This is a genomic window from Methylobacterium durans (assembly GCF_003173715.1).
GTDB lineage: Bacteria > Pseudomonadota > Alphaproteobacteria > Rhizobiales > Beijerinckiaceae > Methylobacterium > Methylobacterium durans.
Genome location: NZ_CP029550.1, coordinates 2,176,656 through 2,191,618, shown reverse-complemented (window position 1 = coordinate 2,191,618; position 14,963 = coordinate 2,176,656). Strand labels below are relative to the sequence as shown.

The 14,963-nt window shown below is 72.0% G+C and carries 16 protein-coding genes; 9 read left to right on the top strand and 7 right to left on the bottom strand.

The window, feature by feature from the left end; genetic code table 11:
- Positions 1-4: 4 nt before the first annotated feature.
- Together DK389_RS34965 and DK389_RS10030 are read right to left on the bottom strand one after the other, a co-directional pair.
- Positions 5-130, bottom strand: a complete 126-nt coding sequence (locus DK389_RS34965; RefSeq protein WP_257791940.1) for a hypothetical protein — start codon at positions 128-130, stop codon at positions 5-7.
- Positions 127-1,008: a hypothetical protein gene (locus tag DK389_RS10030; RefSeq protein ID WP_109889267.1), complete on the bottom strand. Its 882-nt coding sequence runs from the start codon at positions 1,006-1,008 to the stop codon at positions 127-129. The genes DK389_RS34965 and DK389_RS10030 overlap by 4 nt, the downstream gene beginning before the upstream one ends.
- Before the next feature lie 336 nt (positions 1,009-1,344).
- Here DK389_RS10030 and DK389_RS10025 point away from each other — a divergent pair, with 336 nt between their 5' ends.
- The 4 genes from DK389_RS10025 (at position 1,345) to DK389_RS10010 (ending at position 5,173) form a co-directional block, all read left to right on the top strand.
- The gene (locus tag DK389_RS10025) at positions 1,345-1,944 is read left to right on the top strand and encodes a superoxide dismutase (RefSeq protein ID WP_109896233.1); all 600 of its coding nucleotides are present in this window, start codon (positions 1,345-1,347) and stop codon (positions 1,942-1,944) included.
- Between the two features lie 381 nt (positions 1,945-2,325).
- Positions 2,326-3,855, top strand: coding sequence for a murein biosynthesis integral membrane protein MurJ (murJ, locus tag DK389_RS10020; RefSeq protein ID WP_109896231.1), 1,530 nt, complete (start codon positions 2,326-2,328; stop codon positions 3,853-3,855).
- Between the two features lie 75 nt (positions 3,856-3,930).
- Positions 3,931-4,611: a haloacid dehalogenase type II gene (locus DK389_RS10015; protein WP_109889265.1), complete on the top strand. Its 681-nt coding sequence runs from the start codon at positions 3,931-3,933 to the stop codon at positions 4,609-4,611.
- A gap of 220 nt (positions 4,612-4,831) precedes the next feature.
- Positions 4,832-5,173 (top strand): hypothetical protein, encoded by a 342-nt coding sequence (locus DK389_RS10010; RefSeq protein ID WP_418292021.1) that lies wholly within the window; start codon positions 4,832-4,834, stop codon positions 5,171-5,173.
- A 10-nt stretch (positions 5,174-5,183) separates the two neighbouring features.
- Here DK389_RS10010 and DK389_RS10005 read toward each other — a convergent pair whose 3' ends face one another.
- The 3 genes from DK389_RS10005 to tlpA form a co-directional block, all read right to left on the bottom strand.
- Complete coding sequence (locus DK389_RS10005) at positions 5,184-6,947, bottom strand: carbamoyltransferase family protein (RefSeq protein ID WP_109889263.1); 1,764 nt, start codon at positions 6,945-6,947, stop codon at positions 5,184-5,186.
- Between the two features lie 79 nt (positions 6,948-7,026).
- Positions 7,027-8,214: a Na+/H+ antiporter NhaA gene (nhaA, locus tag DK389_RS10000; RefSeq protein ID WP_109889261.1), complete on the bottom strand. Its 1,188-nt coding sequence runs from the start codon at positions 8,212-8,214 to the stop codon at positions 7,027-7,029.
- 54 nt (positions 8,215-8,268) lie between these two features.
- Entirely contained in the window at positions 8,269-8,919 is a 651-nt protein-coding gene (tlpA, locus tag DK389_RS09995) for a thiol:disulfide interchange protein TlpA (RefSeq protein WP_109889259.1), read from the bottom strand.
- A gap of 48 nt (positions 8,920-8,967) precedes the next feature.
- On the opposite strand from tlpA, the gene argH reads away from it, so the two are divergent.
- The 3 genes from argH to DK389_RS09980 all read left to right on the top strand — a co-directional run bounded on the left by argH (position 8,968) and on the right by DK389_RS09980 (position 11,594).
- Positions 8,968-10,359, top strand: coding sequence for an argininosuccinate lyase (argH, locus tag DK389_RS09990; protein WP_109889257.1), 1,392 nt, complete (start codon positions 8,968-8,970; stop codon positions 10,357-10,359).
- A gap of 95 nt (positions 10,360-10,454) precedes the next feature.
- Positions 10,455-10,727 (top strand): hypothetical protein, encoded by a 273-nt coding sequence (locus tag DK389_RS09985; RefSeq protein ID WP_109889255.1) that lies wholly within the window; start codon positions 10,455-10,457, stop codon positions 10,725-10,727.
- A 195-nt stretch (positions 10,728-10,922) separates the two neighbouring features.
- Complete coding sequence (locus DK389_RS09980) at positions 10,923-11,594, top strand: invasion associated locus b family protein (protein ID WP_109889253.1); 672 nt, start codon at positions 10,923-10,925, stop codon at positions 11,592-11,594.
- 139 nt (positions 11,595-11,733) lie between these two features.
- Here the strand turns inward: DK389_RS09980 and DK389_RS09975 are convergent, their stop codons facing one another.
- Positions 11,734-12,057, bottom strand: a complete 324-nt coding sequence (locus DK389_RS09975) for a hypothetical protein (RefSeq protein ID WP_236960783.1) — start codon at positions 12,055-12,057, stop codon at positions 11,734-11,736.
- Positions 12,058-12,461: 404 nt separating this feature from the next.
- Positions 12,462-13,148, bottom strand: coding sequence for an HAD family hydrolase (locus DK389_RS09970; protein ID WP_418292051.1), 687 nt, complete (start codon positions 13,146-13,148; stop codon positions 12,462-12,464).
- A gap of 186 nt (positions 13,149-13,334) precedes the next feature.
- Here DK389_RS09970 and DK389_RS09965 point away from each other — a divergent pair, with 186 nt between their 5' ends.
- Complete coding sequence (locus tag DK389_RS09965; protein ID WP_109889250.1) at positions 13,335-13,655, top strand: PetM family of cytochrome b6f complex subunit 7; 321 nt, start codon at positions 13,335-13,337, stop codon at positions 13,653-13,655.
- 241 nt (positions 13,656-13,896) lie between these two features.
- Complete coding sequence (locus DK389_RS09960; protein WP_109889248.1) at positions 13,897-14,928, top strand: aldo/keto reductase; 1,032 nt, start codon at positions 13,897-13,899, stop codon at positions 14,926-14,928.
- The last annotated feature ends 35 nt before the right edge of the window (positions 14,929-14,963 follow it).

Genomic DNA, 14,963 nt, shown 5'->3' with positions numbered 1-14,963 from the left:
CCGCTCAGGCGGCCCCGTGGGTCTGGCCCTCGCCGCCGGAATCGACGAACGCCTTGAGCTCGTCGAGGGAGTTGAAGGTGTAGCGGCCCCGCGGCGTCTCCGCCTCGATCCCGCCGTCGGCGTACATCACGTAGGTGTTTCCGCCGGAGGAATGGGTGCCGACGATCTCGCGCGCCGGCGAGGTGGGGGCGGCTTCCGCGACATCCGCCTCGGCGGGGCGGCCCGCGTCCGCTGCCCGCTCCTCCGCCCGCTCCTCGGCCGTCCCTTCGGCCGGCTCCTCCCGAAGCGCCGGGCGCAGGGCGATGTCGTCCTCCGCAGGATGCGGGGCCGGTTCCGGGCTCGCGAACAGGTCGTCCTCGGGGCGATGCCGTCATCCGGCTCCGGGACGGCGTCGACGATGGGCTCGCGGCGGTCGGCGCTGAGTCCGGAATCGCCCGTCTGCTCGGGCTCGGGCAGGGGCAGTTCGGGCTCGGGAAGTTCGAGTTCGGGCAGTTCGGGCTCCGCGCCGCGCCGCTCCGCCCCGGCGGCCCGGCTCGGCCCGGTGCCGAGATCCGGCAACGCGACCCCGCCCGAGGACAGCGCGGCGCCCGCCGCCAGCCCGCCGAACGCCGCGCCGCCGAGGGGCGCGGCCGCGCCGAGGCCGAGCGACGGGCGGCCTCTCGGCCCGTCCGGCGCCGCCGGTTCGGACCGCGGCGCGAAGGCGTCCGGCGGCAGGGCGGCGCCGGGGAAGCCGGTGCCCGCGAAGGCCGGTGCACCGGATCGGGGCAGCGCGCCGAAATCGGGGGCGGCCGGCACCGCCGCGTCGAGGGCGAGCGCCCGCTCCACCCGGCGGATCCGGTCCGCCACCACCGCGAGGCCGGCGATGACCGCGCCGGCCGAGGCCACGGTCGCCCCCGCGATCACCATCGCGAGACCGCTCTCCAGGCGCACGAAGGGGAAACCCTGGATCACCGAGGCGGTGCCGCCGATCATCATGGCGACGGCGAGCGCGAGCAGCGCAACGATCATGATACTCTCTGGTACTGGCCGGACGGCCCGGCCCGGGAACAGTAAAACCCTGGCCCGGTTTTGCAAAATCCGAAACGGGGCCTCACCGGCCGAGGTCCGGATTCGTCCACGGGACTTCGCGCCGGGGAAAGCCACCTCCGCCGCGCCCCGGCATCCTAGCCCAAGGCCAAGCTTTCGCACAGGCGCGGGGCGGCCCGACGTTGCCGCGGCGGTGGCACCGACTTACCTAAGCGGCCGTTGCCTTCAGGACGGCGCGCCGCTGGCGTGCCGCCGGCACAGGTTCACCCGAGGACGCGGCCTCGCGAGAGGCCGCCTCCCACGCCCGGAGCGATGCCGATGACCTTCACCCTGCCGGAACTCCCCTACGCCTACGACGCGCTCGGCCCCTACATGTCGAAGGAGACCCTGGAGTTTCACCACGACAAGCACCACAAGGCCTACGTGGACACGGGCAACAAGCTGCTCGAGGGCACTGATCTCCAGGGCAAGAGCGTCGAGGAGATCGTCAAGGCGAGCTACAACACCAATCAGGCCCTCTTCAACAACGCCGGCCAGCACTACAACCACATCCACTTCTGGCAGTGGATGAAGCCGAACGGCGGCGGCGCGATCCCCGGCGCGCTCGCCAAGAAGATCGACGAGGATCTCGGCGGCGCGGAGAAGTTCAAGGCGGACTTCATCCAGGCGGGAATCGGCCAGTTCGGCTCGGGCTGGGCCTGGCTCGCGGTCAAGGACGGCAAGCTCGCCATCCTGAAGACCCCGAACGGCGAGAACCCGCTCGTGCACGGCGCCAAGCCGATCCTCGGCGTCGACGTGTGGGAGCACTCCTACTACATCGATTACCGCAACCGGCGTCCCGACTACCTGAAGGCCTTCATCGAGAACCTCGTGAACTGGGAGCACGTGGAGCAGATGTACGCCGAGGCGACGAAGTAGGCCGGCGGGCCCGAGCCGGCCGGTTCCGTCCGGGCTACGCTGTTCCCGCCTCCCAGGCGTCGACGTTGCCCCGTCGACACGGGAGGCACGACGCGCCCCCTCTCCCGTTCGGGAGAGGGTCGGGGTGAGGGGTGCGACCTCTCCGGAAAGACCTGTATCCCTCACCCGGTCCGCATCCTGCGCACTCGACCTCTCCCGAACGGGAGAGGCGGGTGCGGCGCCTCTTGAGATGCGGCGCGAAACCGGCTCTTGATGCGCGCCGCCGGGCCGGCCCGGCCCGAGACAGGGCGCCAGAGCCATTTCCTCCCGTTCGATCGAAGGCCGCGAAGCCGGCGCGCATTCCCGGGCCGCCTCCGTGGGCGGAAGACGGGGCGCCTGCCCGTGATCCGCTCCATCCTCTCCGTCGGCGGCTGGACGCTCGTCTCCCGCGTCACGGGCTTCGCCCGCGACGTGGTGATGGCCGCGGTGATGGGCGCCGGCCCGGTAGCCGACGCCTTCGTCGTCGCCTTCCGGCTGCCGAACCATTTCCGAGCCATCTTCGGCGAGGGGGCCTTCAACACCGCCTTCGTGCCGGCCTACGCGAGCCGGGCCGAGGCCGGGGCGGCGGGCGAGGCCCGCGCCTTCGCCGACCGCGTCTTCACCCTGATGCTGATCGTGCAGGCGATCCTCGTCGCGCTCGCGCTGCCCCTGATGCCCCTCGTGGTGCGGGCGCTGGCCCCGGGCTTCGCGGAGGACCCCGCCCGCTTCGACCTCGCGGTGGCGCTGACCCGCATCACCTTCCCCTACCTCCTGTTCATGACGCTGGTGACGCTGCTGTCCGGCGTTCTCAACGCGCACCGGCGCTTCGCGGCGGCCGCCGGCGCGCCGGTGCTCCTCAACCTCGCGATGCTCGCGTCTCTCGGCCTCGCCTTCCTGTTCCCGAACGCGGCCTACGCCGCCGCCTGGGGCGTCGTCGTCTCGGGAATCCTGCAGCTCGCCCTCGTCTGGTGGGATTGCCGGCGGGCCGGCATCGCCCCGCACCTCGCCCGGCCGCGGCTCGCCGACCCCGACATGCTCCGCTTCTTCAAGGTGCTCGGGCCCGCCGTGATCGGCTCGGCCGGGTTCCAGATCGCGGCGTTTGCCGACACCATCATCGCGAGCCTGCTGCCGACCGGCGCCGTCTCGGCCCTCTACTACGCCGACCGGCTCTACCAGCTCCCCTTCGGCGTCATCGCCATCGCCGCCGGCACGGTGCTGCTGCCCGAGATGAGCCGGCGCATCGCGGCCGGCGACGTGGCGGGCGCCCACGCGGCGCAGAACCGGGCGGCGGGCTTCTCGCTCGCCCTCTCGGCCCCCTTCACGGTGGCCTTCCTGACGCTGCCGGGACTCATCATGGCGGCCCTGTTCCAGCGCGGCGCCTTCAGTGCGGAGGATGCCGCCCGCGCGGCTTCCGTCCTCGCCGCCTACGGGCTCGCGCTGCCGGCCGTGGTGCTGGTGCGCAGCGCGGTCGCGAGCTTCTACGCCCGCCAGGACACCGCGACGCCGCTGATCGCCTCGCTGACCGCGATCGCCGTCAATGTCGGCCTGAAAATCCTGCTCACCGGCCCCTACGGCGTCACCGGCCTCGCGCTCGCCACGGCCGTCAGCCAGTGGGTGAACCTGTTCCTGCTCGTCGTGCTCGCTCTGCGCCGCGGCTGGACGGCGCCGGGCCGGGGCCTCCTCGTCACGATTCTCGGCGTGGTGATCGCCTGCGGGGGCTTGAGCCTCGTCGCGCTCTACGGCCTGCCGCTGGCCGACCGGCTGGTGCCGCCGCTGCCGCACCTGCGCGAGGTCGCCGTGCTCGCCCTCCTCGGCGGCGCGGGCTTCGCGCTCTACGGGCTCATCCTGCTCGCCACGCTGCGCCTGTTCGGCCTGCGCCTGCGGCGGGCGTGACGGCGGCCTCGCGTCCCCTGTCCGCGGGGCGAGGCTACGCCATATCCGGGGCCCGACCCGACGCGGTGCGCGCCCATGTCCGAGACCCTGCTCGCCGGCAAGTGCCTTGCCGTCTTCGACGCCTACGGAACCCTGTTCGACGTGCATTCGGCGGTGCAGCGCCATGAGGGGGCCGTCGGCCCCGAGGCCGTCCCGCTCTCGGAGACGTGGCGCACGAAGCAGCTCGAATACAGCTGGGTCTACGGGCTGACCGGGCGCTACCGGAGTTTCTGGTCGCTGACCGAGGCGGCCCTCGATTTCGCCCTCGCCCGGTACCCGGGCGTCGACCGGTCCCTGCGGGGGCGCCTCCTCGACGCCTACCGCGACCTCGACGCCTATCCGGAGGTGCCCGCCACCCTCGACGCCCTGCGCGCGCGGGGCCTGCGCACCGCGATCCTCTCGAACGGCGACGCCGCCATGCTGGAACGCGCCGTCGCCTCGGCGGATCTCGGCCGCCACCTCGACGCGACGCTCTCGGTCGATCCGGCGCAGACTTTCAAGACGAGCCCGGCCGCCTACCGCATCGCCTGCGACCGGTTCGGGATCGGGCCGGAGGCCGTGCTGTTCTGCTCCTCGAACCGCTGGGACATCGCGGGCGCCGCCGCCTTCGGCTTCGCCACCGCCTGGGTGAACCGAAGGGCCGCGCCCGACGAGTACGCCGACCTGCCGCCGACGATCGTGATCGGGAGCCTCGACGCGCTGCTCGTGCCGGCTTGAGGGCGCCCGGAGGGGGCCGTTCCGGCCCGCCGCGGGGATGATCGCGATCTACGCGCCGACGTCGCGAAACGTGATCGCGTGGATGCGATCACTCACAACGCACGATTGATTTTGCAGGTCCGCTTCCGGCCGCGCTCAACCGGATCGTGCGCGGCGCATTGGCGGATTCTTAAGCATCCGGGTGTTGGATTTGCCCCAACGCGAACCGGAGATTTCGAGCGTGTCCCTCAACCCGTCCGTCACCCTCGTCCGGGCCGCCCTCGCGGCGGCCCTCCTCATCGGCGCCGGGGTCCCGGGCGCCTTCGCCCGCGACGGCATGAACGCGGCGATCCTCGGGGGCGTGGCCGGCGGCGTCCTCGGCGGCGTCGCGGCGAACGCCCTCATCAACGGCGCCCAGCCCGCGCCCCCGCCGCCGCCCGCCTACCGGGCGCGGCCGGTCTACGTGGAGGAGGAGACCGTCGTGGTGCGCCCGCGCCGCTCGCCCGTCTGCCACTACGAGCGCCGCAAGGAATGGCTCGACGAGGACAATTTCGTCTACAAGCGGGTCGAGGTTTGCGAGTAGGATCAGGGCATTAGCCCGCCTTCGTCATGAGCCAGTCCTCCACCACGAGGGCGTCGAGCCCCGTGGTGTAGAACATCAGGATCGCGTCCTCCGCCGTGTGGAGGATCGGCTTGCCCATCACGTTGAAGCTGGTGTTCAAGAGGATCGGCACGCCGGTGAGGTCCCGGAACGCCCCGATCAGGGCGGCGTAGGCCGGATTGCGCGCGGCCGTCACGCTCTGGAGCCGGCCCGTGCCGTCCTCGTGCACCACCGCCGGCACCCGCTCCCGCACCGCCTCGCGCCAGACGAGCGTCCGCTCCATGTAGGGGCTGTCGGCGTAATCCTCGAACCAGTCGGGGCCGGCTTCCGCCAGGATCGAGGGCGCGAAGGGGCGGAACGCCTCCCGGTACTTCACCTTGGCATTGAGCGCGTCCTTGGCCCAGGCGGGGCGCGGATCCGCCAGGATGGAGCGGTTGCCGAGTGCCCGCGGCCCGAATTCCGCCCGGCCCTGCACCCAGCCGACGAGCCCGCCCTCGGCCAGGATGCGGGCGGCCTCGCGGGTCACGCCGTCATGCCCGAGCCGGCGCGCCCGCGGCTCCCACGCGGCCATCCGCTCGAAGGGCTCCGTCGAGACGCGGGAGCCCAGATAGGGGGTCAGCGGACGCGCCGTCCCGGGCGGGCCGCGCCAGTCCGGATGGTCCTCCGCGTAGGCGAGCCACGCCGCGCCGACCGCGTTTCCGTCGTCGCCCGGCGCCGAGGGCACGTGCAGGCGCCGGAAGCCGGAGCGGCCGAGCACCCGGCCATTGTAGGAGGAATTGAGCCCGCAACCGCCCGCGATCACGAGGTTCTCGTGGGGCGCGAGCCGCCACGCCTCCTCGACGAGGGCGTCCATCAATTCCGCGAAGATGTCCTGCCCGCAGCGGGCGAGGTCGGCCCAGCCGGATTCGAGGGCGTCGGCCGGGCGCCGTGCCAGGATCGCGGCGGCGACCGCCTGCACATTCGCCTCGTCGGCGAAGCGCAGGCGCCCGTCCTCGACCGAGAACAGGCGGCGCAGCAGCGCCATCAGCTCGGGATCGGTGCGGCCGTAGGGGGCGAGCCCCATGATCTTCCACTCCTCGCCCTTCACCTGGTCGAAGCCGGCGAGATCCGTCACGAGCCCGTACAGGAAGCCGACGGAGCCGCGCCCGCGATGGCGCCGCACCTCCTCGATCCGGCCCTCGCGCAGCCGGTAGAGGGCGGCGGCGCCCGTCTCGCCCATGCCGTCGACGATCAGCGCCGTCGCGTCCGAGAACGGGCTGCCCCAGAGGGCGTAGGCGGCGTGGGTGAGGTGATGGGTGTAGCGCCGCTGCTGGCTGATCCGGGCGCGGGGGCTGCCGCCGCCGCCGCGGATCTCCTGGTTGAGGGCGAGCAGCGTGCCGTAGCCGGCCCGCGCCTGGGCCTGGGCGAGGTCGGCGATGAAGATGCGCTCGGCCTGCTCGGGCACGAAGGAGCGGTTGAGATGGTTCGGGTGGCGGGCGAGGGCCTCGAGGTCGAAGGCGCCGCTCCCGGCCTGGCCCTTCAGGAAGTCCGTGAACTGGGGGCCCCAGCTCGAGGCCACCACGATCTCGGCCCCGTCCGGCACATGGGCCTTCAGCAATCCGACCATGCGCGAGGCCGGGTCCGGCTCGCAATTCGGGGCCCGCTTGTACTGCAGGTAGCGCTCCGCGGCCTCCGCGAAGAGGACGTCGCCGTCCGGTCCGACGAGGGCCAGCGCCGGGTCGTGGAAGGTCGTCGCGAGGCCGAGATAGTAGCGCATCGGGCGCCTCTCCGTGCGGTCGGCCGCGCGGGGCCGGATGGGCGGCGGGGTTACAGGCGGCGCGGCCGCACCGCAACGGTCAGGCCGAACTCCGTGCGGCCCCCGTCCGCTCGCGGTCCGCCGATAGGGCGAGCAACGCGGCTCCGACGATGCCCGACAGGATCGAGCCGCCGAGCACGCCGAGCTTGGTCTCGGTCTCGTGGGCGGCGTCCGCGAAGGCGAGGCCGCCGATGAACAGGCTCATGGTGAAGCCGATGCCGCACAGGATCGCCACGCCGTAGACCTGCGCCCAGGTCGCCCCCGCAGGCCGCGACGCGAGTCCCGCCGCCACGGCGAGGCGCACGCTCGCGAAGATGCCGATCTGCTTGCCGAGGAAGAGCCCGAGCGCCACGCCGAGGGTGACCGGATGAAGGAGCGCCTCGGCCGTGAGGCCGACGAGGCGCACCCCGGCATTGGCGAAGCCGAAGACCGGCACGACGAGATAGGTGACCCACGGGGTCAGGCCGTGCTCCAAGATGTGGAGCGGCGAGGCCGGGTCCTCCGGGCGGCCGGGGCTCGGGCGGATCGGGATCGCGAGGGCCAGCAGCACGCCCGCCACCGTGGCGTGCACGCCGGAGCGCAGGACGAAGACCCAGAGGACGGCACCGAGGACGAGGTAGGGTGTCAGCCGCGCGACGCCGAGCCGGTTGAGGGCGAACAGGCCGGCGAGCGTCAGGGCGGCGAGCCCGAGCATCGTCGCGTCGAGCCCGCCCGTGTAGAAGAGGGCGATGATGATCACGGCGCCGAGGTCGTCGACGATCGCCACCGCGCTGAGGAAGATCTTGAGGGAGACCGGCGCCCGCGTTCCCAGGAGCGCCAGGACGCCGAGGGCGAAGGCGATGTCGGTGGCGGCCGGGATCGCCCAGCCGCGCAGCGTCCCGGCGCCTGCATTGAAGGCGACGTAGACGAGAGCCGGCACCACCATGCCGCCGAGGGCGGCCAGGCCCGGCAGGGCCCGGGCGGGCCAGGTGCGCAGGCGCCCGTCGAGGGCCTCGCGCTTGATCTCCAGGCCGACGAGCAGGAAGAACACGGCCATCAGGCCGTCGTTGATCCAGTGGAGCAGGCTCAGCGGGCCGAGATGGACGTGGAGCGCGTGGGCGTAGACCTCCGCGAGCGGCGAGTTCGCGACGGCGAGGGCGAACGCCGCGGCCGCCATCAGGACGAGGCCGCCCCCGGCCTCGCCGGTGAGGGCGGTGCGGATGGCGGAGAGGGGGCGGGACCGGTTCATGGCGCCGGGTTGCCCGCTCGCGGGCCGCGGATCAATCCTTGATGACAAGCAGCGTCAGGACTTCGTGCTCGCGCCGAGCACCGCGCGGATCAGGCGCTTGCCGTCCTCACTCGACCACTCGGCCGGCCCCTTCATCACGCCGATCTCGCAGCCGCCCGCGTCGATGAGGAGCGTCGTCGGCAGTCCGGTCGAACCCGTGTCGCGCTGCACGGCCGGCAGGACGCGCCCGCCCGGATCGGCGTAGTAGGAGAGCCGCGTGATGCCGTTGTCGCGCATCCAGGCCGGCGGCCGGTCGAGGTTGCGGGTGTCGAGGTTGATCGCGACGACCGCGAAATCCGGGCCGCCGAGCTCGCCCTGCAGCCGGTCGAGGGCCGGCATCTCCGCCTTGCAGGGCGCGCACCACGTCGCCCACAGATTGACGAGGAGCGCCCGACCTTTCAGCGCCGCGAGCGAGGTGTCGGCGGCGTCCGGCCCCTTGAAGACGAGGTCCGGCGCGGGCTTCGGCACGTCAAGGAGTTGCATCGCTGCGACCTCGCCGCGGGTATGCGGGGCCGCCCGGGTGATCGCCTCGGCGGCACCCGGGCAGGGGCCGCCGGCCTCGGGCCCGTTGCCGCCGCGGCCCGTCCCGTATAGGGCGAGGCCGGCGCCGAGCGCGGTGACGAGGGCGGCTCCCACGGCGAAGGAGGCGAGGCGGCTGGGCCTCATCCTTGCGATCCCGCGATGGGCCGGTGCGGCGAGAGGGTCTGACAGGTCATGAGCAACCGGATGTGGGGCGGGCGCTTCGCGAGCGGCCCCGCCGAGATCATGGAGGAGATCAACGCCTCCATCGGGTTCGACAAGCGCCTCGCGCCCCAGGACATCCGCGGCTCGCTGGCGCATGTGGCGATGCTGGGCGAGACCGGCATCCTGCCGGCGGAAGATGTGGCCGCGATTCAGGCGGGGCTCAAGTCGGTCCAGGCGGAAATCGAGTCCGGGCAGCTCGCCTTCAAGCGCGAGCTCGAGGACATCCACATGAACGTGGAGAGCCGGCTCACCGAGATCGTCGGCCCGACGGCGGGGCGCCTGCACACTGCGCGCTCGCGCAACGACCAAGTCGCCACCGACATGAAGCTGTGGGTGCGCGACACCCTCGATAGCCTCGACGCGCAGGCGGAAGACCTGCAGCGCGCCCTGGCCGAGAAGGCGCTCCTTCATGCCGCCACGGTGATGCCGGGCTTCACCCACCTGCAATCGGCCCAACCCGTCACCTTCGGCCATCATCTCCTCGCCTATGTTGAGATGCTCGGGCGCGACCGCGGGCGCCTGCGCGATGCCCGCGCACGGCTGAACGAGTGCCCGCTCGGCGCGGCGGCGCTCGCCGGCACATCCTTCCCGATCGACCGGCACGCCACGGCGGCAGCGCTCGGTTTCGACCGGCCGACCGCGAACTCCCTCGATTCCGTGGCCGACCGCGACTTCGCCCTCGAAGCCCTCTCGGCGGCCGCGATCTGCGCCGTGCACCTGTCGCGCTTCGCCGAAGAGCTCGTGGTCTGGACCTCGGCCCAGTTCGGCTTCGTGAGGCTGTCGGACGGCTTCACCACCGGCTCCTCGATCATGCCGCAGAAGCGCAACCCGGACGCGGCGGAGCTGGTGCGGGCGAAGTCCGGCCGCATCATCGGCGCGCTCTCGGGGCTCCTCATCGTGATGAAGGGCCTGCCGCTCGCCTATTCGAAGGACATGCAGGAGGACAAGGAGGGCACCTTCGACGCGCTCCAGACCCTCTCGCTCTGCCTTGCCGCGATGACCGGCATGGTGCGCGACCTTGAGCCCGTGCCGGAGACCCTCATCCGAGCCGCCGGCTCCGGCTACGCCACCGCCACGGACCTCGCCGACTGGCTGGTGCGGGAGCTCGGCCTGCCCTTCCGCGACGCCCATCACGTCACCGGCCGCCTCGTCGGCGCGGCCTCAGCCCGCGGCGTCGGGCTGGAAGAGCTGTCGCTCGCCGAGATGCAGGAGGCGGAGCCGCGCATCACGGAGGCCGTCTACGCGGTGCTCGGCGTCGAGAACTCGGTGACGAGCCGGACCAGCTACGGCGGCACCGCGCCGGCCAACGTCCGTGCCCAGGCCGAGCGCTGGCTCGCGCAACTTGGCGGGGAAAAAGCCTGAAAAACGTGCAGGCAACCTCCACCTATCCGCGTGCGTTCACGGCTCAGCTATGTGAACCTCGCTAAGAGGCGGTCCGAGCGCATCGGAGATCGTACATGCCCCTGGAGAGTTGCATCACGCCGGACGAGACGGCCGCCCTCGCGGCGGCCGCGCGGGCGCAGATCGACGCGGCCCTGACCGGCCATCCGTCGACGGACCGCGAGGCCTACTGGGCCTCCGTGCGCAAGGCCTACAACACGCCCTACAACGATCCGCCGCCGCGCAAGCGGGCCGCCGCCGTCGAGATCCCGGCAGCGCCGCCTGAGCTGCCCGCACCGGCCGTGATCGCCGCGCTCAGTGTTCCGCCTGCCGAGATTCACGCGCCCTGAAGGATCGCGGAGCGGCGCCTCCGCCGCTCTCCACGGCATCGGGCCGGCCGTTCATCCGGTGCGCCCCTTGCCCATCGCGCGCCCAAGCTTCACAAGTTGCGCGAACGAGCCCTGCCGCGGCGTAGGGATCGCCGCGCCCGCGCCTTCTCGGCGTTTGGGCGGCGACGGTGCGTGCCGCCACTTCAGGATGTGTCGATGCTTCGTGTTGCGCGCTGCCTCACCGCCGGATCCCTCGCCCTGGCGGGTCTCGCAGCCCCGGTGTTTCCCGCAGGGTCCGGCGTCGCCGTGACGGCTGCGCTCGCGCAGGAGGCCGAGCCGGCGCCGACGTCGCGGCGGCGCGGACGCGAGCGTGGGGCGGCGAAGCCGGCCGTGGCCCCGCCCGGCACGCAGCAGGCCGTGCCGCTCGCGACCTACGGGGACTGGAACGTCTTCGTGAACGGGCAGGGCAGGGCGCGGATGTGCTACGCCATCGCCCAGCCGACGGCGCGCTCCCCCGGCACCCTCAAGCGCGACACCGCCTACTTCTTCGTGACGGTGCGGAAGGGCGAGAACGTCCAGAACGAGGTCGCGGTGATGCTGGGCTTCCCCTCCAAGCCGGCGGCCACCCAGGTGAAGCCGGGCGCGTCCCCGGCGGCGACGGACCCGACGCTCAACCTCGGCAGCACGCGCTACGGCCTTGTGGTGAAGGACGGCAACGCGTGGTTGCAGAACCCGGCCGACGAGGCCCGCGTGGTCGCCGAGATGAGCGCGCGCAACCCCAAGCTCGTCATCAAGACGACCTCGCTGCGCGGCAACCCGACGAGCGACGAGTACGCGCTCGGAGGCTTCGCGGAGGCCATGAAGAAGACGCGCGAGGAGTGCAAGTAGCGGCCGGCCCGGTCTCCGGGCCGCGAAGCTTCCCTCTCCCCGGAGGGGAAGAGGATCTGTGTTTCAGATCAAGCGCTGGCTTCGAATCTCGCCGCAGGCAGCCCAGCCATCGGGAAGGGCCACCCTGGACGCCCTGCCGTCACACCGCCTGCAACCGCCGCGCCGCCTCGTGGCGAGGGCGGTGCGCGCCGCGACGGGCGCGCTCGCGGGCGGCCCGGGCCGCCTGCTCGACGCTGCGGAAGACCGTGCCGTCGAGGGCGTCGAAATCGCGCGACGAAGAGAAGAAGCGCACGCCGCCGTGCTCGGGCACGGCGATGCCCGCGGTCTGCTCGCCGATCTCGATGATGCGGGTCGGCGCTCGCTCGGCGAGGGGCCGGGCGCGGCCCGGCTGGGAAACGGTGAACGGCTCGGCGAGCGTCAGCGACTCGGCGAGGGCGTGGCTGCCGGCGTGAGGATGGGACATCGGACGAAGAACTCCCTGGGCCGGAACGGGGCCGGCCGTGCGATAGCTGGACGATGTGACGGTGGAATGAGCGTCAGCGTCGACAGCAGTCGCGGAGTAGGCGCGGCTTGGCGCGAGCAACGGAGAGTCCCGAAAAGATCTGACCAACGGTCACGGCAAGTCATCCTTTCGTTGAAGGACCACGAGGCGCGAGCGCTTCGCGGTGCTTTAGCGTTTGGTGACGCGGCGCAAGCTACACACTTCAAATCACCGCGGCCGAACGACATCGGAAGACATCGCCCGACAGGTTTAGGATGGTGCTGCCAACCGTTTTCGTCAATGGCAAGGTTTTTCGAATGCAAGCGTGTCCGTAGGAGGGACATGGGCCCATGCCGGGTCCGCACGACCGCTTCCTTCGTCCCGCGTCAGGCCAGGGCGGCGATCACGGTCAGGAGGTCGCGGTAGTCGCGGAAGACCCGCATCGCGCCGGCCGCCGCGAGGTCGGCGCCCGAGGGGTCGTGTGCCCAGTGGCCGCCGCCCGTGAAGCCGACGACGCTCATGCCCGCGGCGCGGGCGGCGGTGACGCCGGGCACGCTGTCCTCGATGACGAGGCAGGCGGCGGGCTCGGCACCCATCCGCGCCGCCGCGTGCAGGAACAGGTCCGGGAAGGGCTTGCCGCGGGCGACCTCCGCGGACGAGAAGACGCGCCCCTCGAAGAGCGGCATGAGGCCGGTCAGCGTCAGCGTATGGCGCAGGCGGACGGGGTCGCTGCTCGAGGCGACGCAGGTCGGGACGCCCAGGGCGCGAACCGCCTCCGCGACGCCCGCCATCGCGCTGAGCTCTCGGTCGAAGGCCGCGAGGGTGTCGGCCTTGACCCGCTCCACGAAGCCGTCAGGGGCAACAACCCCGTAATCTCGGGCCACGTGCGCCATGATCGAGGGCATCGAGGTGCCGGCAAACCGCGCCCGCACCGTGTCAACGTCGATCGTGACGCCGATTCCGTTGAGGGCGGCGGTGAGGCAGCCGAGGCTGATCGGCTCGCTGTCGATGAGCACCCCGTCGCAGTCGAAGATCACGAGCGCGGGTCCACCCGTCTCCGCCGCGGCCGTCAGGCCGCCGCCTCCAATTCCGTCCAAGCGCAGAACCCCTCCGCTGAGCCTCGGGCGCCCTGTGGCACGGCGGTACCGAGGGGGCAATCGGTCCCATCGTCGCTTGCGCAGGGGCGGCCGCGCCCCTACTCCACCGCCGAGGGCGGTCCCTGCGGGCCGCGCCATGGGGCCCGAGGTCGAAGACGCGCGATGTTCCGCTTCCTGCTCCGCTTCCTCGGCTACCTCCTCCTCGCCGGCGGCTTCGTCGCCCTGGTCTATGACGGCGCCCGCTCGATCGCGAACAACGGCCTGCGGATCACGCCGCTGAGCGATCTCATCTTCACCCTGTTCAAGGACAAGGCGAGCGCCCTGCAGGCGACGGTCGAAGGGGTCGCGCCCTGGCTGTGGCAGGTGCTGGTGCTGCCGCTGACGCTGGCGCCGGCCTCGCTCCTGGGGCTTGGCCTCGGTGCGATCCTGCTCTGGCTCGGCCAGCCGGCCCGCGAGCCGATCGGCTTCCTGACGCGGCCCTGACGCGGGGCGCACAGGCCGCTTCTCGCGCGCTGGTCCAGAGCGCGAGCATGCCCCCTCCTGCGTCCGGATCTCCGCGCCTGCGCGAGGTCGCGCATGCGCGTGCTGCTGATCGATGCCGGCCGACCGGAATGCACCGGCGTCAGACCTCTGCAGACTGTCCGCTCCTGGGCATGCTACGAAACCGAGTGTCGGACGTCGTTGCTCCAGGGACGGAAACGGAAGAGCTCAAGCGGAGGCTTGCATGGAGCATCGGCAGTTTGGGCGATCCGGGCTGAAGGTGCCCGTCCTCGGCTTCGGGACGGCGACCTTCGGCGGCGTCGGCCCGTTCTTCGAGCGCTGGGGGCGAACGGATGCCGCCGAGGCGGAGCGTCTCGTCGATCTCTGCCTCGAGGCGGGTGCCAACTTCTTCGACACGGCCGACATGTACTCGGATGGCGCCGCGGAGGAGATCCTCGGCCAAGCGCTCAAGGGCCGGCGGCACCGCGCGCTGATCTCCACCAAGGCGACGTTCCGCTGCGGCGAGGATGCCAACGGCGTCGGCTCCTCGCGCTATCACCTGACGCGCGCCTGCGAGGCCAGCCTGAGGCGGCTCGGCACCGACCACATCGACGTCTACTTCATGCACGGCTTCGACGCGCTGACCCCGGTCGAGGAGACGCTGCGGGCGCTCGACGACCTCATCCGCGCGGGCAAGATCGGCTATATCGGCGCCTCGAACTTCTCCGGCTGGCAGCTCATGAAGGCGCTCGCCACCTCCGAGCGCTACGGGCTCGCGCGCTACGTCGCCTACCAGGGCTATTATTCGCTGATCGGGCGGCACTACGAGTGGGAACTGATGCCGCTCGGGCTCGATCAGGGCATCGGCCTGATGGTGTGGAGCCCGCTCGGCTGGGGGCGGCTCACCGGCGAGATCCGCCGCGGCCAGGCATCGCAGCGCGGGCGCATCGCGGCGGGCGGCGCGCGGGGCGGGCCACGGGTTTCCGACGCTTACCTGTTCGGCGTGCTCGATGTCCTCGAGGCGGTGGCGGACGAGACCGGCAGAACCATGGCGCAGGTCGCGCTGAACTGGCTGCTGACCCGGCCGACCGTGTGCAACGTCCTGATCGGTGCCCGCACGGAGGACCAGCTGAAGCAGAATCTCGGCGCGCTCGGCTGGACGCTGACACCCGAGCAGGTTGCACGGCTGGACGCGGCGAGCCAGGAGACGCCGATCTATCCCTACTGGCACCAGAAGGGCTTCGACGAGCGCAACCCGAAGCCGACCATCTGGTGAGACGGGCCGTGCCGTCTGTTCGCGCCAAGCATCGG